Origin of the sequence: Bradyrhizobium sp. CSS354, from assembly GCF_029051725.1 — a bacterium.
GTDB lineage: Bacteria > Pseudomonadota > Alphaproteobacteria > Rhizobiales > Xanthobacteraceae > Bradyrhizobium.
In genome coordinates, this window is sequence record NZ_JAACFU010000009.1 from 79085 (window position 1) to 104301 (window position 25217).

The window sequence follows — 25217 nt, forward strand, 5'->3', positions numbered from 1 at the left end:
CGAGTCCTGACAGATGACACTGGTTTCGGAACATATCGAAGGCGACACCCGGGATCGTATTCTCGAGGTGGCTGAGCGGCTGTTCCGCCAGATCGGCTATCTCAAGACCACGGTCGGCGACATCGCCAAGGAGCTCAAGATGAGCCCCGCCAACGTCTATCGTTTCTTCGAATCGAAGAAGGCGATTCATCAGGCGGTGGCCCGCTCGCTGATGGGCGAGGTCGAGCTGGAAGCGCAGCGGATCGTGGCGAGGCCCGGTCCGGTGCTGCCGCGCTTCCGTGAGCTGCTCACCACCATCCATCGCATGAACACCGAGCGCTATGTCGGCGACAATAAGCTGCACGAGATGGTCGAGATCGCGATGCAGGAGGACTGGGACGTCTGCGTCAACCACATGGAATGCATTGCCGGAGTCATCGGCCAGATGATCGCGCAAGGCGTGGCCTCCGGCGAGTTCGAGGCGCCGGACCTGCAACTGGCCGCGCTGTGCGCCTGCACGGCGATGATGCGCTTTTTCCACCCCCAGATGATCGCCCAGTGCGCTACCAAGCCGGGCCCGACCATCGACCAGATGATCGATTTCGTCATCGCGGGATTGTCCCCGCGGCACTGACGCGCCCAGGAATTTCCCCCTATAAGCGGATCTGCCGTCGTTCCGGGTTCGGTCCTGCGGACCGCCACGGAACGACGGGCAGTGGAGAAGCAAGCGCGTGACCGACAAAGACCTGCACTTTTACGAGCCCGCCAAGGGCCACGGCCTCAAGCACGATCCCTTCAACGCCATCGTCGCGCCGCGGCCGATCGGCTGGATTTCGTCGCGCGACACCAAAGGCCACGTCAATCTCGCCCCCTACAGCTTCTTCAACGCGTTCTGCTATGTCCCCCCGATCATCGGCTTCTCCTCCACCAACTGGAAGGACACGGTCGAGAACATCCAGCAGACCGGTGAGTTCGTCTGGAATCTCGCCACCATGGACCTGGCGAGGCACATGAACGCGACGGCGGCGCACGTTGGCCCTGAGGTTGACGAGTTCGAGGTCGCCGGCCTCACCGCTGTGCCCGGCAGGCTCGTCAACGTGCCGCGCGTCGGCGAGAGTCCCGTCGCCTTCGAGTGCAAGGTGTCCGACATCGTCCGGCTCAAGGGCGCCGACGGCAAGGAGGCCAATGCCTGGCTGACGCTCGGCGAGGTCGTTGCCGTTCACATCGACAAGGCTATGATCAAGGACGGCGTCTACCAGACCGCCGCCGCCCGCCCGATCGTCCGCGCCGGCCGCAGCGGTGATTATTTCGAGATCAAGCCGGAAAATATGTTCGAGATGGTGCGGCCGGATTAGATCGGCCGACCTCCGTACTCCCGGAACTGCCACCACGCCTCGGCCGTTATGGCCCTGGGCGGCTGCCCGGCCGCGTCAATTCGCGTCTTTTCGCAGGTGAAGTGTTCACCGCCGCCGGCCACTTTCCGCTAAAATGCCCGATCACCGCGCCGATGCATGAGGTCCGCCATGAGCTTCCGCCGCGACAGCCTGACAAAGCCGATCTTCTCCTGGGCACGCGGCGTGCTGCCGGCGATGTCGGACACCGAGCGTGAGGCGCTGGAGGCCGGCGACGTCTGGTGGGACGCCGATCTCTTTACCGGCAACCCTGATTGGTCGAAGCTGCTGAAGGTCAAACAGGCAACGCTGACTGAAGAGGAGCAGGCCTTCCTCAACGGCCCCGTCGATGAGCTCTGCGCCATGCTCGACGAGTGGAAGATCTTTTGGGAATGGCGCGACCTGCCGCCCGATGTCTGGCACTTCATCAAGCGCGAAAAATTCTTCGGCATGATCATTCCGAAGGAGTTCGGCGGCCTCGGCTTCTCGCCTTATGCGCACTCGGAAGTGGTGCGCAAGATCTCGACCCGCTCGATTGCCGCCGCGGTGACGGTGATGGTGCCGAACTCGTTAGGCCCTGGCGAACTCCTGATGCACTTCGGCACCAAGGAGCAGCAGCAGCGCTGGCTGCCGCGTCTTGCCGACGGCCGCGACATTCCCTGCTTCGGCCTCACCAGCCCCGAGGCCGGCTCTGATGCCGCCTCGATGGTCGACACCGGCATCATCTGCAAGGGCACCTTCGAGGGCCAGGAGGTGCTGGGTCTGAAGCTCAACTGGCACAAGCGCTACATCACGCTCGGCCCGGTCGCGACGCTGCTTGGCCTTGCCTTCAAGGCCTATGACCCCGATCATCTGGTGGGAAGCCAGGAAGAGCTCGGCATCAGCGTGGCGCTGATCCCGACCAACCTTCCCGGGGTCGAAATCGGCAAACGCCATCTGCCGTCGATGCAGGTCTTCCAGAACGGTCCGAATTGGGGCCGCGACGTCTTCATTCCGCTCGACTACGTCATCGGCGGCCAGGCGCGGCTGGGGCAGGGCTGGAAGATGCTGATGACGGCGCTCGCCCCCGGCCGCGGCATCTCGTTGCCGTCGCTCTCCGCCGCCGGCGCCGCCTATGCCGCCCGCACCACCGGCGCCTATGCCCGCATCCGCGAGCAGTTCGGCATCTCCATCTCCAAATTCGAAGGCGTCGAGGAGCCGCTCGCCCGCATCGTCGCGACCGCCTATCAGCTCGATGCGGCCCGCCGGCTCACATGCGCCGCGCTGAATGCCGGCATCCATCCGGCCGTCATCTCGGGCATCATGAAGCTGCACGCGACCGAGCGGATGCGCACCGCGGTCGACGACGCCATGGACATCCATGGCGGCAAGGCCGTGATCGACGGTCCGCAAAACTATCTCGGCAATCTCCACCGTGCCGTCCCTGTCGGCATCACCGTCGAGGGCGCCAATATCCTCACCCGAAATCTCATCGTGTTCGGACAGGGCGCCATCCGCGCCCATCCTTATCTGCTCGACGAGATGAATGCGCTCGCGGATGCCGATCGCGAGCGCGGGCTCACTGCCTTCGACAAGGTGTTCTGGAAGCATGTCGGCCACAGCTTCGAGACACTCTTGCGCGCCTTCGGCCGGAGCTGGAGCTTTGGCGTCTTCGCGCTTGCACCCGATGCGGGTGACGCCAGGCCATTCTATCGTCAGCTCTCGCGCTACTCCGCGGCGTTTGCCCTCTGCGCCGATATGGCGCTGTTGACGCTCGGCGGCGCGCTCAAGCGTAAGGAGATGCTGTCGGCGCGCTTCGGCGACATCCTGTCCGAGCTGTATCTGCTCTCGGCCGCGCTCAAACGCTGGCAGCACGAGGGCCAGCAGAAGGAGGACTTTGCCGCGCTCGAATGGTGCATGGCGACGGGCTTCCGGACCATCGAGAATCGGCTTGCGGAGATTCTCGCCAATCTGCCGAACCGTTTCGTCGCAGGCATCCTCAAATTCGTGGTCCAGCCCTTCGGCGCCCGCGTGCTGGGTCCCTCCGACCGGGTCGTGCATCAATGCGCGAGCTTGGTGCTGGAGCCGTCGGCCGCGCGCGACCGCCTCACGCCCGACCTCGCTTATGTCGACGACGATGGCGGCTTCGCCCGGCTGGAGCGTGCGTTCAACCTGGTCGCAGGTACGGACGCCATCGCCAGGCGCATGCGCGCGGCGCATATGAGCGACTGGAAGGATGCGGTGGCCAAGGGTGTGATCACGCAGGCCGAAGGCGAGCAGCTGGCCGCGGCCCGCGAAGCCGTCACTGAAGTGATCGAGGTCGACGATTTTGCGCCGGAGGCGCTGTCGCCGATTTACAAGAAAACCGGCGACGTGCATCAGTTCTTCCAAGAACTCGGTGAACAGAGGGCGGCGAGCTGATGGCACGACCGGTTTTCATCGTCGACGGCAGCCGGACGCCGTTTCTGAAGGCGCGCTCGGGGCCGGGGCCGTTCACGCCGGTCGATCTCGCCGTGCAATGCGGCCGGCCGCTGCTGGCGCGCCAACCGTTTGCGCCTGATACATTCGATCAGGTCATCCTCGGCTGCGTCAACGTGATCGCGGACGAAATGAACCCGGCCCGCGTCGCCGCGCTCCGGCTCGGCATGGGCGAGGACATGGTCGCCTTCACCGTGCAGATCAATTGCGGCTCGGGCATGCAGTCGATCGACACCGCCTACCGCTACATCCGCGAGGGCCATGCCGACATGATTCTCGCCGGCGGCACCGAGGCGCTTAGTCACGCGCCGCTGGTCTGGCCCAATTCCGGCGTGCGCTGGTTCGCCGGCCTTGCCACCGCCAAGGGCGTCGCCGCGAAGCTTGCCGCAGCCTTCAAGCTGCGGCCGCGCTATCTCAAACCGATCATCGGACTCGAGCGTGGGCTGACCGATCCCATCACCGACCTGAACATGGGCCAGACTGCCGAAGTCGTCGGCCATCTCTTCGGCATCACCCGCGCGCAGTCCGATGCCTATGCCGCCGAGAGCCATCGCCGGCTCGCGCATGCGCAGGCAGAAGGTTTTCTCAAGGGCGAAGTCGAAACCGCGTTCTCCCGCGACGGAAAATTCTTCAACCATGACGATGGCGTGCGTCCGGACTCGACAGCCGAGTCGCTGGCAAAACTGAGGCCGGTGTTCGAGCGTCCCTGGGGCCAGGTCACTGCCGGCAATTCCTCTCAGATCACCGACGGCGCGTCCTGGGTGATCCTGGCGTCCGACGAAGCGGTCGCCAGGCACGGTCTGACGCCGAAGGCCGTCATCGTCGACAGCAACTGGGCCGCACTTGATCCAAGCATCATGGGTCTCGGTCCCGTGATGTCTGCGACGCCGCTGCTGAAGCGCAACGATCTCACCATCCAGGACGTCCAGACCTGGGAGCTGAACGAGGCCTTTGCCACCCAGGTGCTCGGCTGCCTCGCCGCCTGGAATGACGACAAGTTCTGCCGCGAGATTTTGGGGCTGGACGGCGCTGCCGGTGAGATCGACCGCGAAAAACTCAATGTCGATGGCGGCGCCATCTCGCTCGGGCATCCCGTCGGCACCTCCGGCAATCGCATCGTGCTGCATCTCGTCAACACCATGAAGCGGCTCGGCACGCGGCGCGGCGTTGCCACCGAATGCATCGGCGGCGGGCTCGGCGGCGCCATGCTGATCGAGGCGGTGTGACCATGGATTCCAGGATCATGACCGCGCTCGGCGATCGCGTGCTGGAGCTCGGGCCCAAGCCCGCTGCCGACAGTCCTTACCGCCACTTCAAGCTGACGCGCGACGCTGACGGCATCGCCTGGCTTGTGTTCGACCGCGCCGATGCCAGTGCCAACACGCTGTCCTCGGACGTGATGGAGGAGTTCGACGCCGTGCTGGCGGCGATCGAGACCGAGCGCCCTGCCGGCCTCGTGATCCGCTCCGCAAAGCCGTCCGGCTTCATTGCTGGCGCCGACGTCAACGAATTTCGCGGCGTCGCTGATGCCGGGATGGTCGAGACGCGGATCCGCGCGGCCCATGCGGTGGTCGACCATCTGGAAGCGCTGAAGCTGCCGACGGTCGCGGTGATCCATGGCTTCTGCCTCGGCGGCGGGCTCGAAGTCGCGCTGGCCTGCCAGTCGCGCATCGCCATCGACGGCGCCCGCTTCGGCTTCCCTGAGGTGATGCTGGGGCTACATCCCGGTCTCGGCGGCACCGCGCGCTTCACTGCGCTGGTCAATCCGACCCAGTCGATGGCCCTGATGCTGACCGGCCGCACCATCGATGCCCGCCGCGCCAAATCGCTCGGCCTCGTCGACACCGTGACGCAGGAGCGCCACGTTCGCAATGCGGTGAAGGACGCACTGTTTGGCCGGCTAAAGCGGGTACGGCCGGGGATGCTCACGCGCGCAGCCAATTTCGGCCCGGTGCGCGGGCTGCTGGCCAGGCGCATGCGCTCGGAGGCCGCGAAGGCCGCGTCCCGCGAGCATTATCCGGCGCCCTATGCCTTGATCGATCTCTGGGAGACCCATGGCGGCCGCAAGGCCGCGATGCTCAAGGCAGAGCAGGCCTCGTTCGCCAAGCTGATGGTGACGCCGACTGCGCAGAATTTGATCCGCGTGTTCTTCCTGCGCGAGCAGATGAAGAAAGCGGCAGGCTCCGGCAACACGATCAAGCATGTCCACATCATCGGCGCCGGCGCCATGGGCGGCGACATCGCGGCCTGGTGCGCGGGGCAGGGGCTGCGCGTCTCGCTCGCCGACATGAAGGCGGAGCCGATTGCGGGCGCGGTCAAGCGCGCCGCCGAGCTCTATGGCAAGATCATCCGCAAGCCGACCGAGGTGCGCGACGCGCTCGATCGCCTGATCCCCGACGTGGACGGGGAGGGCGTTCGCAACGCCGATCTCATCATCGAGGCGGTGCCGGAGAAGCTCGAGCTCAAGCAGAAGGTCTATGCCGGTCTCGAGCCGCGGATGAAGCCGGGCGCGATTCTCGCGACCAACACGTCGAGCATTCCGCTCCAGGATTTGCGCACCACGCTGGCGCGGCCGGAGCGGCTGGTCGGCCTCCACTTCTTCAACCCGGTGTCGCGGTTGCAACTGGTCGAAGTCGTCAGCCATGACGGTAACGATACGCAGGCGCTGAAGCAGGCACTCGCTTTCGTCGGCACGATCGATCGGCTGCCTTTGCCGGTGAAGAGCTCTCCGGGCTTTCTCGTCAACCGCGCGCTGACGCCCTATATGCTGGAAGCGATGGTGATGCTGGACGAGAAGATCGACCAGCGCCTGATCGACGCTGCCGCGGAGCAGTTCGGTATGCCGATGGGGCCGATCGAACTGGCCGACCAGGTCGGGCTCGACATATGTCTCGATGTCGGCGACATGCTGCGCACCAAGTTCGGCGATCTGCTGCCGCCGACGCCGGCCTGGCTGCGCGAAAAGGTCGCCAAGGGCGAACTCGGCCGCAAGACCGGCAAGGGCTTTTACGTCTGGCGCGACGGCAAGGCCGAGAAGGCGCCGTTACCCGAGACCGGTCCGCGCGTCACCGACCAGATGATCGACCGCCTGGTGCTGCCGATGTCCAACGTCTGCGTTGCGGCGCTTCGCGAGGGTATCGTCGATGATGCCGACATGGTCGATGGCGCCATGATCTTCGGCACCGGTTATGCACCGTTCCGTGGCGGCCCGTTGAACTATGCGCGCACGCGTGGCGTGGATCACGTCGTATCCACTCTGCGCGCGCTGGCCGGCAGATTCGGCGAACGCTTTGCACCGGATCCGGGCTGGGATAATTTCAAGTGAGCAGTTTCAAGTGAGCGATTTCAAGTGAGCAGTCTTCGAGTGAGAGAGGCATGAACGAGCAAGACAACGCGGGGCCGGGCGGCGATCTCTGCATTCGCACGCTGGCGATGCCTGCCGACACCAACGCAAACGGCGACATCTTCGGCGGCTGGCTGCTCAGCCAGATGGATGTCGGCGGCGGCGTGTTTGCGTCAAAGGTTGCGAAGTCGCGCACCGTGACCGTCGCCATCGAGGCGATGAATTTCCGCAAGGCCGTCTATGTCGGCGATCTCGTGTCGGTTCACGCCCACCTCGTCCGCGTCGGGTGCACCTCCATCACCGTGCATCTGGAAGCGTGGGCGCTGCGCCGCGGCGAGCAGCAACCGTTCCTCGTCACCGACGGCAACTTCACCTACGTCTCGATCGACGAGCACGGCCGCCCGCAGCCGGTTCGCCCGACCGACACCGCGATCGCGACGTAATCGCGCGCGGCGTTGCGCCTCATCTCAGGTGCGGCGCTGCCAAACGCGGCGCGACTGAGTCACGACGCCGCGGCTTTGCCAAGAACCAGTCATAAAACGGATGAGGTCCCGGCGTACTCAGTTGCCTGTCGATTCGGGGTGGAAACGGCCTCATATGCCCTAGGAACCTTTGGGCAGAGCTGCCGTTATTTGCCCGCACTGAGGAATCTACGGGCCATGCCGGACAGCTACATCATCGAAGTTAATTCAGAGACCGCGGGAATCGTTGTTCGTGGCCAGGGGGGCTACTGCTTCTTCGCCTCGTCCCACCAATTCAACCGTCTCGAAGGCCAGCTCTTCCGCAACGCCCGCGAAGCCGAGCGCGCCGCGCGCAAGCTGGTTAACGGTGATGTGAAGGAAGCGGCGTAAGCGCAGCTGTCATTCCGGGGCGCGCGTAGCGCGAGCCCGCAATCCATTTTGCCGCAGAGAATGTCGACGAACGGATTCCGGGCCCGCGCCTTTCGGCGCGTCCCGGAATGACACCGTCAATCACAACTTCGTCGCCGCCCGTGAGAGCAGCTTCCAGTCGTCGCCCTGCTTCTGCCAGTTCATCAGGATGTGAAGGTTGGTCGGCACTTTTTTCCCATCGGCCGCCATCTCCTGTTCCGCCACCCAGTGGAAACGCACGATCGCGGCGGGGCCGACGACCTTGATGGTCGGGTCCTTGTACTCGATCGACAGGAATTTGGATTTGCCGTCGGTGGCGTTGGTGACGAAGGTCGCCTTGTCCTCGACCTTGCCGCTGGAATGGCTGTAGCTCACCTCGTCGGCGCAGAGCGCGCCGAGCGCCTTGGGATCGGCCGCGATCTGGGCGAGACGGAACGCCTCGACCTTTTTCGCCACGGCTTCCTCGTCCGCCGAGGCTGCCAGCACCGGTATCGTCAGCGCTGAGACTGCAAGAGTGGAGACAGCAAGAGTCGAGAGAGCCAGATCGCGTCGGTTGATCGTCATCGTTTCCTCCTTTTTGATCTTGCATGGAGTGTTGCAGCCGCGCGCGACTTTGTCGAGTGTCGCGTGGTGGTTATGCACGTGCGTCATTGCGCGATTGGCGCTGTATTGATACGGCTTTCGTATTGATGCGTCATATATTCGGGAAAGTACGGACATGATCAAGGCTATCGGCAGGGCGTTGCTGTTCGACATCGACGGTACGCTCGCCAACACCGATCCGCTGCACCTGAAGGCCTTCAATCAGGTGTTCGGCCCTCGCGGCCATGTCTTCGATCACGCACGCTTCTCCAGGGAGCTGCAAGGTTTCGCGAATATATCGATCGGCGAGCGCTTTCTGCCAGACGAGGCGCCGGAACGGCGTGCCTTGATCCTAAATGAGAAGGAGGAAGTCTTCCGCGAGCTCGTCGCTGGGCAGATCGAGCCGCTGCCGGGCCTGATGGCGCTGCTCGACAGGGCGGATGCGGCCGGTATTCCCATGGTTGCCGTGACCAACGCCCCGCGGCTCAATGCGGAGATGCTGCTGTCCGGCCTCGGCATCACGGACCGCTTCAAGGCGCTCGTGATCGGCGCCGAGCTGTTGCACGGCAAGCCGCATCCGCTGCCTTATCAGGAAGGGTTGCGCTTTGCCGGCGCCAGCGCGATGGCCTCGATCGCCTTCGAGGACTCCCGCACCGGCGTGCAATCGGCCGCAGCGGCCGGCATTCCGACCATCGGCATCCGGACCAGCCTCAGCCACGCCGATCTCGTCGCCGCCGGGGCTATCGCCTCCGCCAGCGCCTTCGACGATCCCACGCTGCTCGCGCGCCTCGCTGCCGCGATGGCGTGGTGAGGACCTTCGTCCGTTAACCGTGATCGGCGCGCGCATTGACCGAAGGCGCGAACCGCCGCACCATGCAGCTTCCTGACCTAAGGCTATCGCCGTGACCGGACTGACTCATCGCCAAGCCGAAATCCTCAACATCGCGCGAGCCTCGGGCCGCGTCATGGTCGAGGAGCTGGCGCGCCGGTTCGAGGTCTCGGCGCAGACCATCCGCAAGGATCTCAACGATCTCTGCGAGCGCCGCTCGCTGACCCGCATTCATGGCGGCGCCATCATCGCCTCCGGCGTGGAAAACCTCGCCTATGAGGCGCGGCGGTTCGTCGCCGCCGACGAGAAGAAGGCGATTGGAGCCGCGGCCGCCTCACTGATTCCGAATGGCTGCTCGCTCTTCATCAACATCGGCACCACGACCGAGGAGGTCGCGAGCGCGCTGACCTCGCACGAGGATCTCCTCGTTATCACCAACAATCTCAACGTCGCCATGCTGCTCTACCGCCATCCCCGCATCGAGGTGGTGGTCGCCGGCGGCACGGTGCGGCGCGCCGACGGTGCGGTGGTCGGCTCGACCGCGACGCAGCTGATCGGCCAGTTCAAGGTTGACTACGCCATCATCGGGGCGTCCGCGATCGACGAGGAGGGCGCGCTGCTCGACTTCGACTATCGCGAGGTGCAGGTGGCGCAAGCCATCATCGCCAACGCCCGCAGCGTCATGCTGGTCGCCGATTCCACAAAACTCCGCCGCAGCGCGCCGGTGCGCATCGCCCATATCAGCCAGATCCAGACCTTCGTCACCGACCAGGAATTGCCCGAGCGCCTCGCCACCATCTGCCACGGCAAGGGCATCGAGGTGATGGCGGCGATGCCGAAGGCGGCGGACGTCGATGATGCCCAAGCCGAGGCACAAGAAGCGCCCGAGGCCGCGCCGGTGGTGCGGCTGAGGTAGGACTATGGGTTGTCCCACGGGTTCAGCAGCGAGACTCCGAAGGCCGCAAAATCCTTCACGTTGCGTGTGACCAGCGTAAGGTTGTGCGCAAGGGCAGTCGCGGCAAAGAAGCCGTCCATAACAGACAATGCGACGCCGCTTCTGCGGCTCTGAGCCATCAGGTCACCCCAGCGTTCCGCCACCGCGTGGTCGATCGGCAGGGTGCGCCCGGCAAAACGCTCCGGCAGATCGTGGGCAAGCCAGGCGGCCAGTGCTGCGCGCCGACGGCCGTCCTCCAGCAATGCGATGCCGCGACGAAGCTCGGCGATCGATGCCACGCTGATGAACGCACGATCCTCGTCGATCGTATCAAGCCATGACAAGACTTTCGGCGAAGGGGCCGGCCTCTGGACCTCCGACAACACGTTGGTGTCGAGCAGTAGATTCACGGCGTCTCGTCGTGCGGCGCGTCGTGCACGCGTTCGAGCTCGAGGTCGGCGCTACGCAGCGGCGAAGCCAGCAGGAATTCGGCCAAGGTACCTTTGCGCGCCGTCTTGCGCGCCCATTCCTCGGCGGAAACGATCACCGCATTGGGCTTGCCGTGTCGGGTGATGATTTGCGGGCCAGCTTGGGCACGGTCGATCACCTCGGAGAGCCGGGCCTTGGCGTTAGCAAGCGTCCATGAGTCCGTCGCTGGTGAATCTGGTGCAGTGCTGTGTTCTGTCATGCAGATAAGACCAATATGACTATAGTAACTAATAATGGTCATCGCAGACTAATCAAGAGCAATAATGCTGCTCTAGTCCTCTCCTGAACTGCTCATTTCCGCACCCATTTGCCCCCTTAGAAGTTCCGCTTTCACTTCCTTCCGCCTCTCTTTCATCTTGCTTTCGTTTCTTGGTGTGATCTAATCAAAAACGAAAGTAACCGCTCGATTGAACGGGCGGTCGCCGGGGGATGCGTCTGTTGGAGCGTATTTTCGACCTCGCCATTATCGGAGGCGGCGTTAACGGCTGCGGCATCGCGCGCGACGCGGTGGGCCGCGGCAACTCCGTTTTCCTGTGCGAAATGAATGATTTGGCGAGCGGGACGTCGTCCTGGTCGACCAAGCTGGTGCATGGCGGCCTGCGCTATCTCGAATATTACGAGTTTCGGCTGGTTCGCGAGGCGCTGATCGAGCGCGAGATCCTCTGGGGCATCGCGCCCCACATCATTCGCCCTCTGCGTTTCGTCTTGCCGCACCACGCGGGCCTGCGGCCGGCCTGGCTGCTGCGCCTCGGCCTCTTCCTCTATGACCACATCGGCGGCCGTCATCTGTTGCCGGCGACGCGCTCGGTCGACCTTCGGCGTGACGAGGTCGGCCGCCCGCTGATCCCGAACCGCTATGGCCGTGCGTTCGAATATTCCGACTGCTTCGTCGATGATGCCCGTCTCGTCGTGCTCAACGCGCGCGATGCCGCCGACAAGGGCGCCGAGATCCGCACCCGCACCCGTGCGACGGATATCAAACAGTCAGACGGCATCTGGACCGTCAGCATGATCGACACGCTGACCGGCGCGCGTTCGTCGATCCAGGCCCGTGCGCTGGTCAATGCCGGCGGTCCCTGGGTCGAGGATGTGCTCGGCCGCGGCGCCGGCGTCAACGCCAAAGCCAAGGTGCGCCTGGTGCAAGGCTCGCACATTGTCGTGAAAAAGCTCTACGACCACGACCGCGCCTACATGTTCCAGAATGCCGACGGCCGCATCATCTTCGTCATTCCCTATCAGGACGATTTTACGCTGATCGGCACCACCGACCGCGACTATGACGGCGATCCTGCCAAGGTGAAGGCGACGGCCGAGGAGATCCAGTATCTCTGCACGGCGGCAAGTGAATATCTGGCGAAGCCTGTCACGCCTGACGACGTGGTCTGGACTTATTCCGGCGTGCGTCCGCTCTACGATGACGGCGCCAGCGAAGCCAAGGCCGCGACACGCGACTATGTGTTCGAGCTCGACACGCCCGGCGGCGTGCCGCTGCTGTCAATCTATGGCGGCAAGATCACGACCTACCGCCGTCTCGCCGAGGAGGCGCTGGAGCGGCTCGCGCCCTATCTTCGCAGTGCGAAAGCGCGCGAAGGCTGGACCGGCAAATGGCCGCTGCCCGGCGGCGACATGGGCGTGTCCGATGTCGACGGCCTGATCGCCGAGCTTCAGCGCGGCTATCCCTTCCTCAGCCACGAGCATGCGCGGCGCCTGGCGCGCGCCTATGGCACGAGGGCGATCAAGCTGCTTGGGGATGCGAAATCGGCGGCCGATCTCGGCCGGGCCTTCGGTGCGACGCTGACCGAGCGCGAAGTCCGCTATCTCATGGCCCACGAATGGGCCGTTACCGCCGACGACGTTGTCTGGCGCCGTTCCAAGCTCGGCCTGCGACTAAGTGCCGATGAGATCGCGGCGCTTGACGACTGGATCAGGACCCACGCCGTGCAGCAAAGTCCTCTGCTGGAAGCGGGAGGACGCTCATGACCGTGACACTCGATCACGTGACCCGGACTGTCGACGGTATCCCACATATCCGCGACGTCTCGCTGACGCTCGAGAGCGGCACGCTCAACGTGCTGCTCGGGCCGACGCTGTCGGGCAAGACCTCGATCATGCGGCTGCTCGCAGGCCTGGACAAGCCGACATCGGGCAAGTTGCTGGTCAATGGCAAGGACGTCACCGGTGTCGACGTGCGCCAACGCTCGGTCGCGATGGTCTATCAGCAGTTCATCAACTACCCCTCGCTGTCGGTTTACGAGAACATCGCTTCGCCCTTGCGCGTGCAGGGCAAGCCGCGCGCCGAGATCGAGGCGCGGGTCGCGGAAGCCGCCCGGCTGCTCCGGCTCGAGCCGTTTCTGAAGCGCACGCCGCTCCAGCTTTCCGGCGGCCAGCAGCAGCGAACTGCGATGGCGCGCGCGCTGGTGAAGGGCGCCGACCTCGTGCTGCTCGACGAGCCGCTCGCCAATCTCGACTACAAGCTGCGCGAGGAGCTGCGCACCGAGCTGCCGCGCATCTTCGAGGCGTCCGGTGCGATTTTCGTCTATGCCACCACCGAGCCGACCGAGGCACTGCTGCTCGGCGGCAATACGGTGTGCATGTGGGAGGGGAAAGCGCTTCAGATCGGCGAGACGCCGAAGGTCTACCGGCGGCCCCAGACCTTGCGCGTCGCGCAGGTGTTCTCCGATCCGCCGCTCAATCTCGTCGGCATCGAGAAGAAGAACGGTTCTGTGCAATATGCGGGTGGCATCGCCGCGCCGGCGTCCGGTCTTTATTCCTCGCTCGCCGACGGCGCCTATCGCGTCGGATTTCGTGCCCATCAGCTCGCGCTTGCCAATGGCGAGACTGACCGCCACGCCTTCCATGCCACGGTAACGGTGACCGAGATCACCGGTTCGGAGAGTTTCGTGCATCTGACCCGCGATGGATCCAACTGGGTGGCGGTGTTGCACGGCGTGCACGAGTTCGAGCTCGGCCAGACGCTCGATGCCGTGCTCGATCCCAACGACGTTTTCGTGTTCGATGCTGCCGACCGGCTGGTCGCGGCACCCGCCATAGCGTTTTCAAGCGAAGTGCGTAGCGGTTCGCGTGAAGAAAACGCGTCAACAATCAAAGTTTCCTGAGGGAGGTGCGACATGGCCCGCATTGACCTCGTCGATCTCGCCCACTCCTACGGCGGCAATGATGCGCCGCAGGACAGCTTTGCTCTCAAGCCTGTCACCATGACGTGGCGGCAGGGCGGCGCCTACGCGTTGCTCGGGCCGTCCGGCTGCGGCAAGACCACGCTGCTCAACGTCATCTCCGGCATCATCACGCCGTCGCGGGGGAAAATCCTGTTCGACGGCGAGGACATCACACCGCTGTCAACCCAGAAGCGCAACATCGCCCAGGTGTTCCAGTTTCCGGTGATCTACGACACCATGACGGTGGGGCAGAATTTGGCGTTCCCTCTGAAGAACCGCGGCGTGCCGAAGGTCGAGATCGACAAGCGCGTCGCCGAGATCGGCCGCCTGCTCGACCTCGAGCCCTATCTGAACCGCAAGGCGACACGGCTCACGGCCGATGCCAAGCAGAAGATCTCGCTCGGCCGCGGCCTCGTCCGCTCCGACGTCGCCGCCGTGCTGTTCGACGAGCCGCTCACCGTGATCGACCCCGAGCTGAAATGGCAGCTCCGCTCCAAGCTGAAGGCGCTGCATCGCGAGCTCGACCTTACGATGATCTACGTCACCCACGACCAGACCGAAGCGCTGACCTTCGCCGACACCGTGGTGGTCATGCATGACGGCCGCGTGGTGCAGAGCGGTACGCCGGCCGAGCTGTTCGACAAGCCGGCGCACACCTTCGTCGGCTATTTCATCGGCTCGCCCGGCATGAACATCCTGCCGGCCGAGGTGAGGGGCCGCGAGGCCAGGATCGGCGGTCACGTCATCGCGCTCAACCGTAGCTACGACAAGCTGCCTGATGGCGCGAAGATCGAGATCGGCGTCCGTCCAGAATTCGTTGAGGCCGTCGCGCCTGCGCCCGGCCTGCTCAGTGCGAAGATCGAACGCGTGGACGACCTCGGCCGCATCCGCTTCGCGCGGGCGCGGCTCGGTGACGCAAAACTCGCGGCACGCGCGCCGGCCGGCTTCACCAGCCCGGACGGCACGGCCGGCCTGAAATTCGACCCGTCGCACGTCCACGTTTATGTCGACAGCCTTCTGGTGGAGGGAGCCGCCTGATGGACAAGACCGTCAACCAAAAAGCCTGGTTCCTGGTGCTGCCGGTGTTCCTGGTCGTCGCCTTCTCGGCAGTGCTGCCGTTGATGACGGTAGTGAACTATTCGATGCAGGATACCTTCGGCAACAACCAGTTCTTCTGGAACGGTGTCGGCTGGTTCAAGGAATTGCTCGATCCTTCGACCGATCTCGGCGGCCGCTTCCTGGCTTCGCTCGGCCGCAATCTGTTCTTCTCGCTGGTGATCCTCGCGATCGAGGTGCCGCTCGGCATCGTGGTCGCGCTGTCGATGCCGCGCCAGGGCTGGACGGTCGCGGCCTGCCTCGTCATCCTGGCGCTGCCGCTGCTGATCCCGTGGAACGTGGTCGGCACGATCTGGCAGATCTTCGGCCGCCCCGATATCGGCCTGCTCGGCTATGTCCTCAACGCCATCGGCATCGACTATAATTACGTCTCCAACGAGATCGACGCCTGGGTCACCGTCATCGTGATGGACGTCTGGCACTGGACGAGCCTGGTCGCGCTGCTCTGCTACGCCGGCCTGAAGTCGATTCCCGAAGCCTATTACCAGGCGGCGCAGATCGACGGCGCCTCGCGCTGGGCGGTGTTCAAGGCGATCCAGCTACCGAAGATGAACCGCGTGCTGCTGATCGCGGTGCTGCTGCGCTTCATGGACAGTTTCATGATCTACACCGAGCCGTTCGTCGTGACAGGTGGCGGTCCCGGCAATTCGACGACCTTCGTGTCGATCGAGCTGGTCAAGATCGCGCTGGGCCAGTTCGACCTCGGCAAGGCCGCCGCACTGTCGCTGGTCTACAACCTCATCATCCTGATCGTCTGCTGGATCTTCTACACCGTCATGACCAATGCCGGCGCCGAGCGGAAGCCGCAGGAAGGAGCCGCGTGATGCACTCGATCCCCGGCCGTCGCCTCATTATGGCGCTGTTCTTGATCTTCCTGCTGTTGCCGATCTACTGGCTCGTCAACATGAGCTTCAAGACCAACGCCGAGATTGTCTCGACGATGACCCTGTGGCCGCACGCCCCGACGCTCCAGCATTACAAGCGCATCTTCACCGACGAGAGCTGGTATTCCGGCTATATCAACTCGCTGGAATATGTCGTCCTCAACACCATCATCTCGATCTCGGTGGCGCTGCCGGCGGCCTATGCGTTCTCGCGCTACCGTTTCCTCGGCGACAAGCATCTGTTCTTCTGGCTGCTGTCGAACCGCATGGCGCCGGCCGCGGTCTATGCACTGCCGTTCTTCAACCTCTATTCGGCGATCGGGCTGTTCGATACGCCCTGGGCGGTCGCGCTCGCGCACTGCATCTTCAACGTCCCGCTTGCGGTGTGGATCCTGGAAGGCTTCGTTTCCGGCGTGCCGCGCGAGATCGACGAGACCGCCTTTCTCGACGGCTATTCCTTCCCGCGCTTCTTCATCAAGATCCTGGTGCCGCTGATCGCGAGCGGCATCGGCGTCGCCGCCTTCTTCTGCTTCATGTTCTCCTGGGTCGAGCTGCTGCTCGCGCGCACGCTGACCTCGGTGCAGGCCAAGCCGATCGCGGCGATCATGACGCGTACGGTGTCGGCCGCAGGCATGGACTGGGGCCTGCTGGCCGCTGCCGGCGTGTTGACGATCATCCCGGGCGCGCTCGTGATCTGGTTCGTCCGCAATTATATCGCGAGCGGTTTCGCGCTCGGTCGGGTGTAGGGAGGCATCAATGGAATCTATTGCATGGATGGCCTGGACGCCGCCGACGGCGATCTTCTTTGTCGCGCTCGCCTGCACGTTGGCCGTGATGACCTGGCTTGGGGTGGCCTATCCCGAAGCCGAGCGCGTCGGCGTGCTGCGCATCCCGACCACGCGCGGCGACCGTCTGTTCATCTCCCTGATCACGGCGGCGGTCATCCACCTGCTCTGGATCGCTTTCGCCGGCACTGACGCCCTCGCCACGCTGCCGATCGGCGAGGACGGACTTGAAATTTCGCGCCTTTGGATCGCATCAGGAATTTCGCTGGCCACGGCCGTACTCATTTTCCGCACGGTCTAGCCCGCGAAGGAACGGCCAGATCCGGGACCAACCCGGGTCTGTAAAAAGTTTGTCGCTGCAATGGAGGAATAACATGCGGCAGTTTAGGAGAAGGGAACGTTCATTGACCAAGAATAGCTTTCTGACGATGTCCAGCGTCGCCGCCATCGTCGCGGTGTCGCTGGCCGTCTCGGCGCCGGTGCGCGCCGCCGACGACGCCGCGATCCAGAAGTGGATCGCGGAATTCCAGCCCTCGACGCTGTCGAAGGAAGACCAGAAGAAGGAGCTGGAGTGGTTCGCCAAGGCCGCCGAGCCCTTCAAGGGCATGGAGATCAACGTCGTCTCCGAGACCATCACGACCCACGAATACGAGGCGCAGACGCTGGCCAAGGCGTTCTCCGAACTCACCGGCATCAAGCTCAAGCACGACCTCATCCAGGAAGGTGACGTCGTCGAGAAGCTGCAGACACAGATGCAGTCCGGCAAGAACGTGTACGACGGCTGGATCAACGATTCCGACCTGATCGGCACCCACTTCCGCTACGGCCAGACCATCGCGCTGTCGGACTACATGACGGGCGAGGGCAAGGACGTCACCGACCCCATGCTCGACGTCAACGACTTCATCGGCAAGTCGTTCGGCACCGCGCCGGACGGCAAGCTCTACCAGCTGCCCGACCAGCAGTTCGCCAACCTGTACTGGTTCCGCTACGACTGGTTCACCAACGCCGACTACAAAGCCAAGTTCAAGGCCAAGTATGGCTACGAGCTCGGCGTGCCCGTGAACTGGTCGGCCTATGAAGACATCGCCGAGTTCTTCACCAACGACATCAAGGAGATCAACGGCGTCAAGGTCTATGGCCATATGGACTATGGCAAGAAGGACCCGTCGCTCGGCTGGCGTTTCACCGACGCCTGGCTGTCGATGGCCGGTAACGGCGACAAGGGCATCCCGAACGGTCTGCCGGTCGACGAATGGGGCATCCGCATGGAAGGCTGCCGTCCGGTCGGCTCCTCGGTGGAGCGTGGTGGCGACACCAACGGTCCGGCCGCGGTCTACTCGATCACCAAGTACCTCGATTGGATGAAGAAGTATGCTCCGCCGCAGGCCCAGGGCATGACCTTCTCCGAGTCCGGTCCGGTGCCGGCGCAGGGCAACATCGCCCAGCAGATGTTCTGGTACACCGCCTTCACCGCCGACATGGTGAAGCCGGGCATCGCCGTGATGAACGCGGACGGTACGCCGAAGTGGCGTATGGCTCCGTCGCCGCACGGTTCGTACTGGAAGGAAGGCATGAAGCTCGGCTACCAGGACGCTGGCTCGCTGACGCTGCTGAAGTCGACCCCGGCGGATCGCCGCAAGGCAGCCTGGCTCTATCTCCAGTTCATCGTCTCCAAGTCGGTGTCGCTGAAGAAGAGCCATGTCGGTCTCACGTTCATCCGTGAATCCGACATCTGGGACAAGTCGTTCACGGAGCGTGCGCCGAAGCTCGGCGGCCTGATCGAGTTCTACCGCTCGCCCGCGCGCGTGCAGTGGACCCCGACCGGCAACAACGTGCCCGACTATCCGAAGCTGGCGCAGCTGTGGTGGCAGAACATCGGCGATGCGTCGTCCGGTGCGAAGACGCCGCAAGCCGCGATGGACTCGCTTGCCGCTGCGCAAGATTCCGTGATGGAGCGTCTGGAGAAGTCCGGCGTGCAGGGCGCCTGCGGTCCGAAGCTGCACAAGAAGGAAACGGCCGAGTACTGGTTCGCCAAGGCCCAGAAGGACGGCACGATTGCTCCGCAACGCAAGCTCGCCAACGAGAAGCCGAAGGGCGAGACGGTCGACTACGACACCCTGATCAAGTCGTGGCCGGCACAGCCCCCGAAGCGCGCGGAAGCGAAGTAAGCGCTGCCTCGAGCGACATCAAAAAACGAAAGGCCGGGAGCAATCCCGGCCTTTTTCTTGTTTTGCGTGACGTAGTACTCTCTCGATTATCGTCCGCTGTCATCGTCCGCGAAGGCGGACGATCCAGTATTCCAGAGGCGGTCGTGATTGAATCGAGAAGCCGCGGCGTACTGGATGCCCGCCTTCGGGCATGACAGCTGTGCCCGCTTATTCAGCCGGTTCGGCCGCCAGCGTCGGATAGTCCGTGTATCCCTTGGCGCCGCCGCCGTAGAACGTGTTCTTGTCCCAATCGTTCAGCGTCGCGCCCTGCTTCAGCCGCTCGACCAGATCGGGATTGGAGATGAACGGCTTGCCGAAGGCGATGAGATCGGCCGCGTTCGCGTCCAGCACCTTGGTGGCGAGATCGAAATCATAGCCGTTGTTGGCGATGTAGGCGCCGGGGAAGCGCTTGCGCAAGCCGGCATAGTCGAACGGGGCGATGTCGCGCGGACCGCCGGTGGCGCCTTCGACGACGTGGAGATAGACGAGCTTCAGCGCGGCGAGCCCGTCGACGATATGGTCGTACAAGGCTTGCGGGTTCGAATCCGAGATGTCGTTGGCCGGCGTCACCGGCGAGATGCGGATGCCGGTGCGCTCGGCGCCGGCTTCGGCCGCGACGGCCTTGGAGACTTCCAGCATCAGCCGTGCGCGGTTCTCGATCGAGCCGCCATAGGCGTCGGTACGCTTGTTGGTGCCGTCCTTGGCGAACTGCTCGAGCAGATAGCCGTTGGCGCCATGGATCTCGACGCCGTCGAAGCCGGCCTCGAGTGCGTTCTTCGTGGCGCGCTTGAAATCGTCGATGATCCCCGGAATTTCGGAGAGCTCGAGCGCACGGGGCTCGGAGACGTCGGCGAAGCCGCCGTTGACGAAAGTCTTGCCCTTGGCGCGGATCGCGCTCGGCGCCACCGGGGCTGCGCCATTGGCCTGAAGGTCGACGTGCGAGATGCGGCCGACATGCCAGAGCTGGATGAAGATCTTGCCGCCGCGCTGGTGCACCTGATCGGTGACCTTGCGCCAGCCGGCAACCTGCTCCTTGGAGTAGATGCCGGGGGTGTCCTGGTAGCCTTGGCCCTGCTGCGAGACCTGGCTTGCTTCGGTAATCAGAAGCCCAGCCGAGGCGCGCTGGGCGTAATAGTCGGCGGCGAGCGCGACCGGTACGAAGGTGCCGGGAACGGCGCGGTTGCGCGTCAGCGGCGCCATCACGAAACGGTTCGCCAGCGTGATCGGGCCGAGCTTGTAGGTCTCAAACAATTTGGTCGAACGGCTCATGAGAATGCTTCCAGGCGGTGAGAGATCCGGAACACTTGTGCATTGCGACAGGAGGCGCAAGGGAGGAGCCATACGGAAAGCGCTGGCGAGCTGCGCACGGGCCTTGCGCAGCTTAATTGATGTGCAATTGCGGGCCGCGGCAGTGGATTTGATCTCCCTGCCGCGGTCGCACGAGTTGGAAAACTCAGTTCGCGCCCATGTAGTCGCGCTTTCCGATTTCGACGCCGTTGTGACGCAAGATCCCGTGGGCGGTCGCGGCATGGAAATAGAAGTTCGGCAGCGAGAACGCGCTCAGGAATTGCTGGCCCTTCATGGTGATGGACTTGTCGGGGCCGGCCGGGAAGGTGACGTCCTTGGTGTCGGCGCCCTCGAACTGCGCCGGCTTGAACGATTTCACATAGTCGATGGTCTTGGCGAGCCGCTGCTTCAATTCGGCAAAGCTGGTCTCGGTGTCCGGTGTGGACGGCACTTCGCTATGGGTCAGCCGGGCGCAGCCCTTGGCTGCGAAATCGCTGACCAGCTGGATCTGCTTCGAGAGCGGCAGCATGTCCGGAAACAGGCGGGAGCCGAGCAGGACGGCGGGATCGACCTTCTTGGCCGCACAATGCGCCTCGGCTTTCGTGAGCAGGCCGGTCAGGCTGTTCAGCATTTGCAAATAGGCGGGAACGACGGCGTCGTGGAAGGACATGTGATGCTCGCTCTGTGGTGGGAAATCTCAGGAGAAAAACCTGAGCCACTCACATGGGAACCTCATGGAAAAATACAATCGCGCGAGCGGCTTGTGCAGTGCGAAAATTCTACCGAGCGGGCTTGTGGTGCTATGGGCGCCATACCCTGCTGTCATCGTCCGGCTTGACCGGACGATCCAGTACTCCGAGGCAGCTGTGATTGTATCGACAGGCCGCGGCGTACTGGATGCCCGCTTTCGCGGGGCATGACAGCAATTCTAGTGCTTAGCGGATCGTGGCCGCCGGCTGTGCCTGCGCCGTGCCACCGCGCATGCGGGCGAGCAGCTCGGCCGTCGGCCAGGAATCGGCGGGCAGACCGTATTTGATCTGCATCGCCTTCACCGCGGCGCGGCTCTGCTGGCCCAGCACGCCGTCGACCTTGCCGACGTTGAAGCCGGCCTGGACCAGAAGCTGCTGCAATTGCTTGAGCTCGTTGAACGGCAGCTGCGCGACCGGTGTGGACGGCTTTCGCATCGGAGCCGCGCCCGCGATGCGGGTGGCGAGATAACCCGCGGTGGTCGAATAGATCAGCGAGTTATTCCACTCGGTATAAGCCGCGAAATTCGGGTACGCCATAAAGGCCGGACCGAAGCGTCCCATCGGCAGCAGCACGGAGGCCGCGAGATTGTCGTTCGGCAGCGGCCGGCCGTCGGGATAGGTGACGCCGAGTTGCGCCCATTTCGAGCGCGGCTCTCGCACCGTGAGGTCGGTCTGATCCCACGGCAGGTTTTGCGGCACCTTGATCTCCTCCAGCCACGGCTCACCGCGCCGCCACTTCAATCCGTTGGCGATGTAGTTCGCGGTCGAGCCGATCACATCGTCCTCACTGCGGAGGAGATCGCGTCGTCCGTCGCCGTCATAGTCGACGGCATAGTTGACGTAATGCACGGGCAGGAACTGGGTCTGTCCGAGTTCACCGGCCCAGGATCCGACCATCTCGTCGGGATGCAAATCACCGCGGTCGATGATCTTCAGCGCGGCGATGGTCTCGTTCACGAACATCTCCGAGCGGCGGCAATCATAGGCCAGCGACACCAGCGATTTCAGTGTCGGCAGATTGCCCATGTTGACGCCGAAGTCGCTCTCCAATCCCCAGAACGCGGCAATCACCGCCGGCGGCACGCCGTATTCCTTTTCCGCGCGGGCGAATGCGGCCGCATGTTGCTTGATGTGCTGCTGGCCGTTCTGCATGCGATAGGGCGCGGCCATGCGGCCGGCAAATTCGGTGAAGAGCTGGCCGAACACGCGCTGGCCGCGGTCGCGATTGACGATGCCCTGGTCGTAGACGAGGTAAGGCGAGGCCGCCGCGATCGTCCGCTGCGACACGCCGGCGGCAACAGCCTGCTGTTTCACATCGGCCAGGAAGCGATCGAAGTTCGCGCCATTGTGGCACGACGCCGCGCGTGGGGAGGGCGCGGCGGCCCTGGGGACCGCCGGCTTTGCGGGTGGCGGAGCGAACTGGGCAGAGGCGGGAAGGGCGAGCGTGAGCAGGGCGGCGGCCGCGATCGCAAATCGGGTCTGGAGCATGAGGTTTCCGGCGGGGAAGGGGCGTGGGGAATCTTGCCAAAGCTTAAGGGAATTGAGCGCCTCAAACCATCCCTTCGTCATGACCGCGCAGGCGGGACAAGCCCGGCCATGACGGAAAAGCAATGTTGGGCCAGTGCCGCGTCTCCGCGACGCACCCTGAAACCTTGCACGTGGACGGGGGTCATCCCTACCTCATGCTCGCCGGCCCGCAACGCCTCCAGCGGCCACGGCCGGCCTCGGGAGACGGCCATGAACTATCTTCGTACCGCAATGCTGCTCGCAGGCCTCACCGCCCTGTTCATGGGTGTCGGCTATCTGATCGGCGGTGCCGGCGGCGCCATGATTGCGCTCGTCATTGCCGCGGCGACCAATCTCTTCACCTACTGGAATTCCGACCGGATGGTGCTGTCGATGTATGGCGCCCATGAGGTCGACCGCAGCAGCGCCCCGGAGCTGGTCGGGCTCGTGGCCGAGCTTGCGAGCCGCGCCGGCTTGCCGATGCCGCGCGTGTTCCTGATGGATGAGCCGCAGCCCAACGCGTTTGCCACCGGGCGCAATCCCGAGAATGCCGCGGTTGCGGTCACCACCGGGCTGATGCGCCAGCTCAGCCGCGAGGAGCTCGCCGGCGTGATCGCGCACGAGCTCGCGCATATCAAGCACCACGACACGCTGCTGATGACTGTGACCGCGACCATTGCGGGTGCGATCTCGATGCTGGCGCAGTTCGGCATGTTCTTCGGAGGCAACCGCGACAACAACGGCCCGGGCATCGTCGGCTCGATCCTGATGATGATCCTAGCCCCGATCGGCGCCATGCTGGTGCAGATGGCCATCAGTCGTACGCGCGAATATGCCGCGGACAATCTCGGCGCACGCATCGCCGGTCAGCCGATGTGGCTGGCATCGGCGCTGGTGAAGATCGAAGGCGCAGCGCATCAGGTCCCGAATGTCGAGGCGGAACGAAATCCCGCCACCGCGCACATGTTCATCATCAATCCGCTGTCGGGTCATGGCGTGGACAATCTGTTCGCCACCCATCCCTCGACGCAGAATCGCATCGCGGCGCTTCAGCAGCTCGCAGCCGAGCTTGGTGCGCAGGCGTCGCCGTCGGTCGGCGCCAATGAGAACTATCCGCCGCGAGGCCCGTGGGGCCGCTCGTCCTCGCGCGGGCCTTGGGGCTGATGCGGACGCGGCCGGAATTTGCGCGCTTTGTGACCTGTCGCACACAGGGCGGTCCCGGCCGGTGTTAACACCCTGCCGTGACAGTTCCTGCGAAAGGGGATGCGTGGCCGGCCATTTGCCTGCCGCCGTCGAAGATGACCAAAGCTGCGGTACCATTGTTGATCGTCCTGGGCGTGCTGATTGGCCTGTCCACGCACACCGTCGTCAATTGCGGGGACGAGGACGACCCGGACATCTGCTCGGCGGTGATCGGCTTCTCGCCGTTGCGCGGCTCGCTGATCGCCTTCGCCTATGAGGGACGCGGACGGATCGCGCTACGCCACGGCGACTGGCGGCGAGCGATCGCGGATTTCGACGAGGCCATCCACCTCAATCCCAACCGCGCCTCGCTCTATCGCGATCGGGCGCTGGCGCGCCGGCAGAACGGCGACCTCGAACTTGCCATCGAGGATTATGACGAGGCGATCGCGCATGATCCCAGGCACGCCGGGCCCTATCACCAGCGCGGCCTCGCGCTCGCCGCCACCGGCGATCTGGATCGCGCGATCCTGAGCTACAACACTGCGGTTCGCGTCGACCCCTCGGATGCGCAGTCTCGGCTCGACCGCGGCCTCGCCTTCCTTGCCCGCGGCCAAGCGGATGAGGCACGCGCCGATTTCGAGGCCGCGCTGGCACTGCCCGCCGGCAAGGATACCCACACCCGCGATGCGGCGCGCGCTAAGCTCGCCGAACTGGCAAGCGCCGAGCCGACCCGCCTCGCCGCGCCAGGAAGGTAGAGATATCTGGAGCTGCGTGCGCCGCTGCAACCCTCTCCCCTTGTGGGAGAAGGTGGCGCGAAGCGCCGGATGAGGGGTTGTTTCCGCGGATTTCAACCGCAGCAGGCTCACGCGCGGAGAGATACCCCTCACCCGTCTCGCCGCTTCCCGGCGAGCCACCCTCTCCCACAAGGGGAGAAGGAAGAAAGTGAGCGCTACTTCGCCTTCTTGGCTTTGGCCTTCTTCGCCTTCTTCACCGGCTTTTCCTTGGGCGCCTTCTTCTCCACCTTCACCGCGACAGGTGTGCTGGCGGCGATCCGCATCGACCGCGCGTAGCTGTCGGCGACGTTGTCGGCGGACATCTGCAGGCGCTTGGCGGCGGCGATGGCCTGCTCCATGGTGGTCTTGGCCATCATCTTGAAGCGGTCGCCGGTCTCCTTGCTCTTGGCCTTGGCCGCAAGGCCGTTGAATCGATCCCGCCGCTCCTTGGCGCGGGTCATCAGGCCCGTATGCAGCTGTCTGGCCAGTTGCCGGATCACGACATCCAGGTCGGCGTCCGCCATGTTGTTCTATCCTCTTCGAAAACAGTATCGATGCGGGCGGGACTATGCAGATCGGCCCCCACCTTGGCAATTCCCGGCCACACGTCATCCGCAGCTTCCGGTGACCAAAACAAAAGAGCCGCGCTGCGCGCGCGGCTCTCTGGCTCGGT

At 64.2% G+C, this 25217-nt stretch carries 25 protein-coding genes; 18 read left to right on the top strand and 7 right to left on the bottom strand.

Annotated elements, in window-relative coordinates; translation table 11 throughout:
• The first annotated feature begins 13 nt into the window (after positions 1 to 13).
• From GWG67_RS22490 to GWG67_RS22520, 7 genes are all read left to right on the top strand, one after another.
• The gene (locus tag GWG67_RS22490; RefSeq protein WP_027516353.1) at positions 14 to 613 is read left to right on the top strand and encodes a TetR/AcrR family transcriptional regulator; all 600 of its coding nucleotides are present in this window, start codon (positions 14 to 16) and stop codon (positions 611 to 613) included.
• Positions 614 to 710: 97 nt separating this feature from the next.
• Positions 711 to 1334, top strand: a complete 624-nt coding sequence (locus GWG67_RS22495) for a flavin reductase family protein (protein ID WP_027516354.1) — start codon at positions 711 to 713, stop codon at positions 1332 to 1334.
• A 168-nt stretch (positions 1335 to 1502) separates the two neighbouring features.
• A complete protein-coding gene (locus tag GWG67_RS22500) occupies positions 1503 to 3770 on the top strand; it encodes an acyl-CoA dehydrogenase (protein ID WP_275171472.1) in 2268 nt (755 codons plus the stop codon).
• Positions 3770 to 5053, top strand: a complete 1284-nt coding sequence (locus GWG67_RS22505) for an acetyl-CoA C-acetyltransferase (RefSeq protein ID WP_275171473.1) — start codon at positions 3770 to 3772, stop codon at positions 5051 to 5053. The genes GWG67_RS22500 and GWG67_RS22505 overlap by 1 nt, the downstream gene beginning before the upstream one ends.
• Before the next feature lie 2 nt (positions 5054 to 5055).
• On the top strand, positions 5056 to 7152 hold the full coding sequence (locus tag GWG67_RS22510; RefSeq protein ID WP_275171475.1) for a 3-hydroxyacyl-CoA dehydrogenase NAD-binding domain-containing protein: 2097 nt from the start codon (positions 5056 to 5058) through the stop codon (positions 7150 to 7152).
• Between the two features lie 50 nt (positions 7153 to 7202).
• A complete protein-coding gene (locus tag GWG67_RS22515) occupies positions 7203 to 7613 on the top strand; it encodes an acyl-CoA thioesterase (RefSeq protein WP_275171476.1) in 411 nt (136 codons plus the stop codon).
• 216 nt (positions 7614 to 7829) lie between these two features.
• Positions 7830 to 8021: a hypothetical protein gene (locus GWG67_RS22520; RefSeq protein WP_008137732.1), complete on the top strand. Its 192-nt coding sequence runs from the start codon at positions 7830 to 7832 to the stop codon at positions 8019 to 8021.
• A gap of 120 nt (positions 8022 to 8141) precedes the next feature.
• On the opposite strand, the gene GWG67_RS22525 is transcribed toward GWG67_RS22520, so the two are convergent.
• Positions 8142 to 8603: a nuclear transport factor 2 family protein gene (locus GWG67_RS22525; RefSeq protein ID WP_275171477.1), complete on the bottom strand. Its 462-nt coding sequence runs from the start codon at positions 8601 to 8603 to the stop codon at positions 8142 to 8144.
• A gap of 154 nt (positions 8604 to 8757) precedes the next feature.
• Here GWG67_RS22525 and GWG67_RS22530 point away from each other — a divergent pair, with 154 nt between their 5' ends.
• Complete coding sequence (locus GWG67_RS22530; RefSeq protein ID WP_275171479.1) at positions 8758 to 9432, top strand: HAD family phosphatase; 675 nt, start codon at positions 8758 to 8760, stop codon at positions 9430 to 9432.
• Positions 9433 to 9523: 91 nt separating this feature from the next.
• Positions 9524 to 10366 carry a DeoR/GlpR family DNA-binding transcription regulator gene (locus GWG67_RS22535; RefSeq protein WP_275171480.1) on the top strand — a complete coding sequence of 281 codons (843 nt, stop codon included), beginning with the start codon at positions 9524 to 9526 and terminating at the stop codon, positions 10364 to 10366.
• Between the two features lie 2 nt (positions 10367 to 10368).
• Here GWG67_RS22535 and GWG67_RS22540 read toward each other — a convergent pair whose 3' ends face one another.
• Positions 10369 to 10794: a type II toxin-antitoxin system VapC family toxin gene (locus GWG67_RS22540; RefSeq protein ID WP_275171481.1), complete on the bottom strand. Its 426-nt coding sequence runs from the start codon at positions 10792 to 10794 to the stop codon at positions 10369 to 10371.
• Positions 10791 to 11072, bottom strand: coding sequence for a type II toxin-antitoxin system Phd/YefM family antitoxin (locus tag GWG67_RS22545; protein ID WP_275171807.1), 282 nt, complete (start codon positions 11070 to 11072; stop codon positions 10791 to 10793). Before GWG67_RS22545 ends, GWG67_RS22540 begins: the two co-directional genes overlap by 4 nt.
• Positions 11073 to 11302: 230 nt before the next feature.
• Between GWG67_RS22545 and glpD the strand changes: the two genes are divergently transcribed.
• The 7 genes from glpD (at position 11303) to GWG67_RS22580 (ending at position 19005) form a co-directional block, all read left to right on the top strand.
• Positions 11303 to 12853, top strand: a complete 1551-nt coding sequence (gene glpD, locus GWG67_RS22550; RefSeq protein WP_275171482.1) for a glycerol-3-phosphate dehydrogenase — start codon at positions 11303 to 11305, stop codon at positions 12851 to 12853.
• Positions 12850 to 13989 carry an ABC transporter ATP-binding protein gene (locus GWG67_RS22555; RefSeq protein ID WP_275171483.1) on the top strand — a complete coding sequence of 380 codons (1140 nt, stop codon included), beginning with the start codon at positions 12850 to 12852 and terminating at the stop codon, positions 13987 to 13989. The genes glpD and GWG67_RS22555 overlap by 4 nt, the downstream gene beginning before the upstream one ends.
• A gap of 12 nt (positions 13990 to 14001) precedes the next feature.
• Positions 14002 to 15087, top strand: a complete 1086-nt coding sequence (locus GWG67_RS22560) for an ABC transporter ATP-binding protein (protein WP_275171484.1) — start codon at positions 14002 to 14004, stop codon at positions 15085 to 15087.
• Complete coding sequence (locus GWG67_RS22565) at positions 15087 to 15989, top strand: carbohydrate ABC transporter permease (protein ID WP_275171486.1); 903 nt, start codon at positions 15087 to 15089, stop codon at positions 15987 to 15989. Before GWG67_RS22560 ends, GWG67_RS22565 begins: the two co-directional genes overlap by 1 nt.
• Positions 15989 to 16795 (top strand): carbohydrate ABC transporter permease, encoded by an 807-nt coding sequence (locus tag GWG67_RS22570; protein WP_007606994.1) that lies wholly within the window; start codon positions 15989 to 15991, stop codon positions 16793 to 16795. Before GWG67_RS22565 ends, GWG67_RS22570 begins: the two co-directional genes overlap by 1 nt.
• Positions 16796 to 16805: 10 nt before the next feature.
• Complete coding sequence (locus GWG67_RS22575) at positions 16806 to 17135, top strand: DUF2160 domain-containing protein (protein WP_211398805.1); 330 nt, start codon at positions 16806 to 16808, stop codon at positions 17133 to 17135.
• A gap of 127 nt (positions 17136 to 17262) precedes the next feature.
• The gene (locus tag GWG67_RS22580; RefSeq protein WP_275171808.1) at positions 17263 to 19005 is read left to right on the top strand and encodes an ABC transporter substrate-binding protein; all 1743 of its coding nucleotides are present in this window, start codon (positions 17263 to 17265) and stop codon (positions 19003 to 19005) included.
• Positions 19006 to 19212: 207 nt separating this feature from the next.
• On the opposite strand, the gene GWG67_RS22585 is transcribed toward GWG67_RS22580, so the two are convergent.
• The 3 genes from GWG67_RS22585 to GWG67_RS22595 form a co-directional block, all read right to left on the bottom strand.
• Positions 19213 to 20313: an alkene reductase gene (locus GWG67_RS22585; RefSeq protein WP_275171488.1), complete on the bottom strand. Its 1101-nt coding sequence runs from the start codon at positions 20311 to 20313 to the stop codon at positions 19213 to 19215.
• 184 nt (positions 20314 to 20497) lie between these two features.
• Positions 20498 to 21001, bottom strand: coding sequence for a DUF1993 family protein (locus GWG67_RS22590; protein WP_275171490.1), 504 nt, complete (start codon positions 20999 to 21001; stop codon positions 20498 to 20500).
• A gap of 265 nt (positions 21002 to 21266) precedes the next feature.
• Positions 21267 to 22568, bottom strand: coding sequence for a lytic murein transglycosylase (locus GWG67_RS22595; protein ID WP_275171491.1), 1302 nt, complete (start codon positions 22566 to 22568; stop codon positions 21267 to 21269).
• A 249-nt stretch (positions 22569 to 22817) separates the two neighbouring features.
• Between GWG67_RS22595 and htpX the strand changes: the two genes are divergently transcribed.
• Together htpX and GWG67_RS22605 are read left to right on the top strand one after the other, a co-directional pair.
• A complete protein-coding gene (htpX, locus tag GWG67_RS22600; protein WP_275171493.1) occupies positions 22818 to 23750 on the top strand; it encodes a zinc metalloprotease HtpX in 933 nt (310 codons plus the stop codon).
• Positions 23751 to 23884: 134 nt separating this feature from the next.
• Positions 23885 to 24526 carry a tetratricopeptide repeat protein gene (locus GWG67_RS22605; protein WP_275171495.1) on the top strand — a complete coding sequence of 214 codons (642 nt, stop codon included), beginning with the start codon at positions 23885 to 23887 and terminating at the stop codon, positions 24524 to 24526.
• A 194-nt stretch (positions 24527 to 24720) separates the two neighbouring features.
• Here the strand turns inward: GWG67_RS22605 and GWG67_RS22610 are convergent, their stop codons facing one another.
• The gene (locus tag GWG67_RS22610) at positions 24721 to 25068 is read right to left on the bottom strand and encodes a hypothetical protein (protein ID WP_275171496.1); all 348 of its coding nucleotides are present in this window, start codon (positions 25066 to 25068) and stop codon (positions 24721 to 24723) included.
• Positions 25069 to 25217: the final 149 nt, after the last annotated feature.

Excerpts from the sequence above, each read along its gene's own strand:
- GWG67_RS22530 (WP_275171479.1), top strand. The coding sequence starts at position 8,758 with ATGATCAAGGCTATCGGCAGGGCGTTGCTGTTCGACATCGACGGTACG.
- GWG67_RS22500 (WP_275171472.1), top strand. The coding sequence starts at position 1,503 with ATGAGCTTCCGCCGCGACAGCCTGACAAAGCCGATCTTCTCCTGGGCA.
- GWG67_RS22520 (WP_008137732.1), top strand. The coding sequence starts at position 7,830 with ATGCCGGACAGCTACATCATCGAAGTTAATTCAGAGACCGCGGGAATC.
- GWG67_RS22510 (WP_275171475.1), top strand. The coding sequence starts at position 5,056 with ATGGATTCCAGGATCATGACCGCGCTCGGCGATCGCGTGCTGGAGCTC.
- GWG67_RS22525 (WP_275171477.1), bottom strand. The coding sequence starts at position 8,603 with ATGACGATCAACCGACGCGATCTGGCTCTCTCGACTCTTGCTGTCTCC.
- GWG67_RS22590 (WP_275171490.1), bottom strand. The coding sequence starts at position 21,001 with ATGTCCTTCCACGACGCCGTCGTTCCCGCCTATTTGCAAATGCTGAAC.
- htpX (WP_275171493.1), top strand. The coding sequence starts at position 22,818 with ATGAACTATCTTCGTACCGCAATGCTGCTCGCAGGCCTCACCGCCCTG.
- GWG67_RS22605 (WP_275171495.1), top strand. The coding sequence starts at position 23,885 with ATGACCAAAGCTGCGGTACCATTGTTGATCGTCCTGGGCGTGCTGATT.
- GWG67_RS22565 (WP_275171486.1), top strand. The coding sequence starts at position 15,087 with ATGGACAAGACCGTCAACCAAAAAGCCTGGTTCCTGGTGCTGCCGGTG.
- GWG67_RS22575 (WP_211398805.1), top strand. The coding sequence starts at position 16,806 with ATGGAATCTATTGCATGGATGGCCTGGACGCCGCCGACGGCGATCTTC.
- GWG67_RS22595 (WP_275171491.1), bottom strand. The coding sequence starts at position 22,568 with ATGCTCCAGACCCGATTTGCGATCGCGGCCGCCGCCCTGCTCACGCTC.
- GWG67_RS22555 (WP_275171483.1), top strand. The coding sequence starts at position 12,850 with ATGACCGTGACACTCGATCACGTGACCCGGACTGTCGACGGTATCCCA.
- GWG67_RS22545 (WP_275171807.1), bottom strand. The coding sequence starts at position 11,072 with ATGACAGAACACAGCACTGCACCAGATTCACCAGCGACGGACTCATGG.
- GWG67_RS22570 (WP_007606994.1), top strand. The coding sequence starts at position 15,989 with ATGCACTCGATCCCCGGCCGTCGCCTCATTATGGCGCTGTTCTTGATC.
- GWG67_RS22505 (WP_275171473.1), top strand. The coding sequence starts at position 3,770 with ATGGCACGACCGGTTTTCATCGTCGACGGCAGCCGGACGCCGTTTCTG.
- GWG67_RS22610 (WP_275171496.1), bottom strand. The coding sequence starts at position 25,068 with ATGGCGGACGCCGACCTGGATGTCGTGATCCGGCAACTGGCCAGACAG.
- GWG67_RS22585 (WP_275171488.1), bottom strand. The coding sequence starts at position 20,313 with ATGAGCCGTTCGACCAAATTGTTTGAGACCTACAAGCTCGGCCCGATC.
- GWG67_RS22515 (WP_275171476.1), top strand. The coding sequence starts at position 7,203 with ATGAACGAGCAAGACAACGCGGGGCCGGGCGGCGATCTCTGCATTCGC.
- glpD (WP_275171482.1), top strand. The coding sequence starts at position 11,303 with ATGCGTCTGTTGGAGCGTATTTTCGACCTCGCCATTATCGGAGGCGGC.
- GWG67_RS22490 (WP_027516353.1), top strand. The coding sequence starts at position 14 with ATGACACTGGTTTCGGAACATATCGAAGGCGACACCCGGGATCGTATT.
- GWG67_RS22560 (WP_275171484.1), top strand. The coding sequence starts at position 14,002 with ATGGCCCGCATTGACCTCGTCGATCTCGCCCACTCCTACGGCGGCAAT.
- GWG67_RS22580 (WP_275171808.1), top strand. The coding sequence starts at position 17,263 with ATGTCCAGCGTCGCCGCCATCGTCGCGGTGTCGCTGGCCGTCTCGGCG.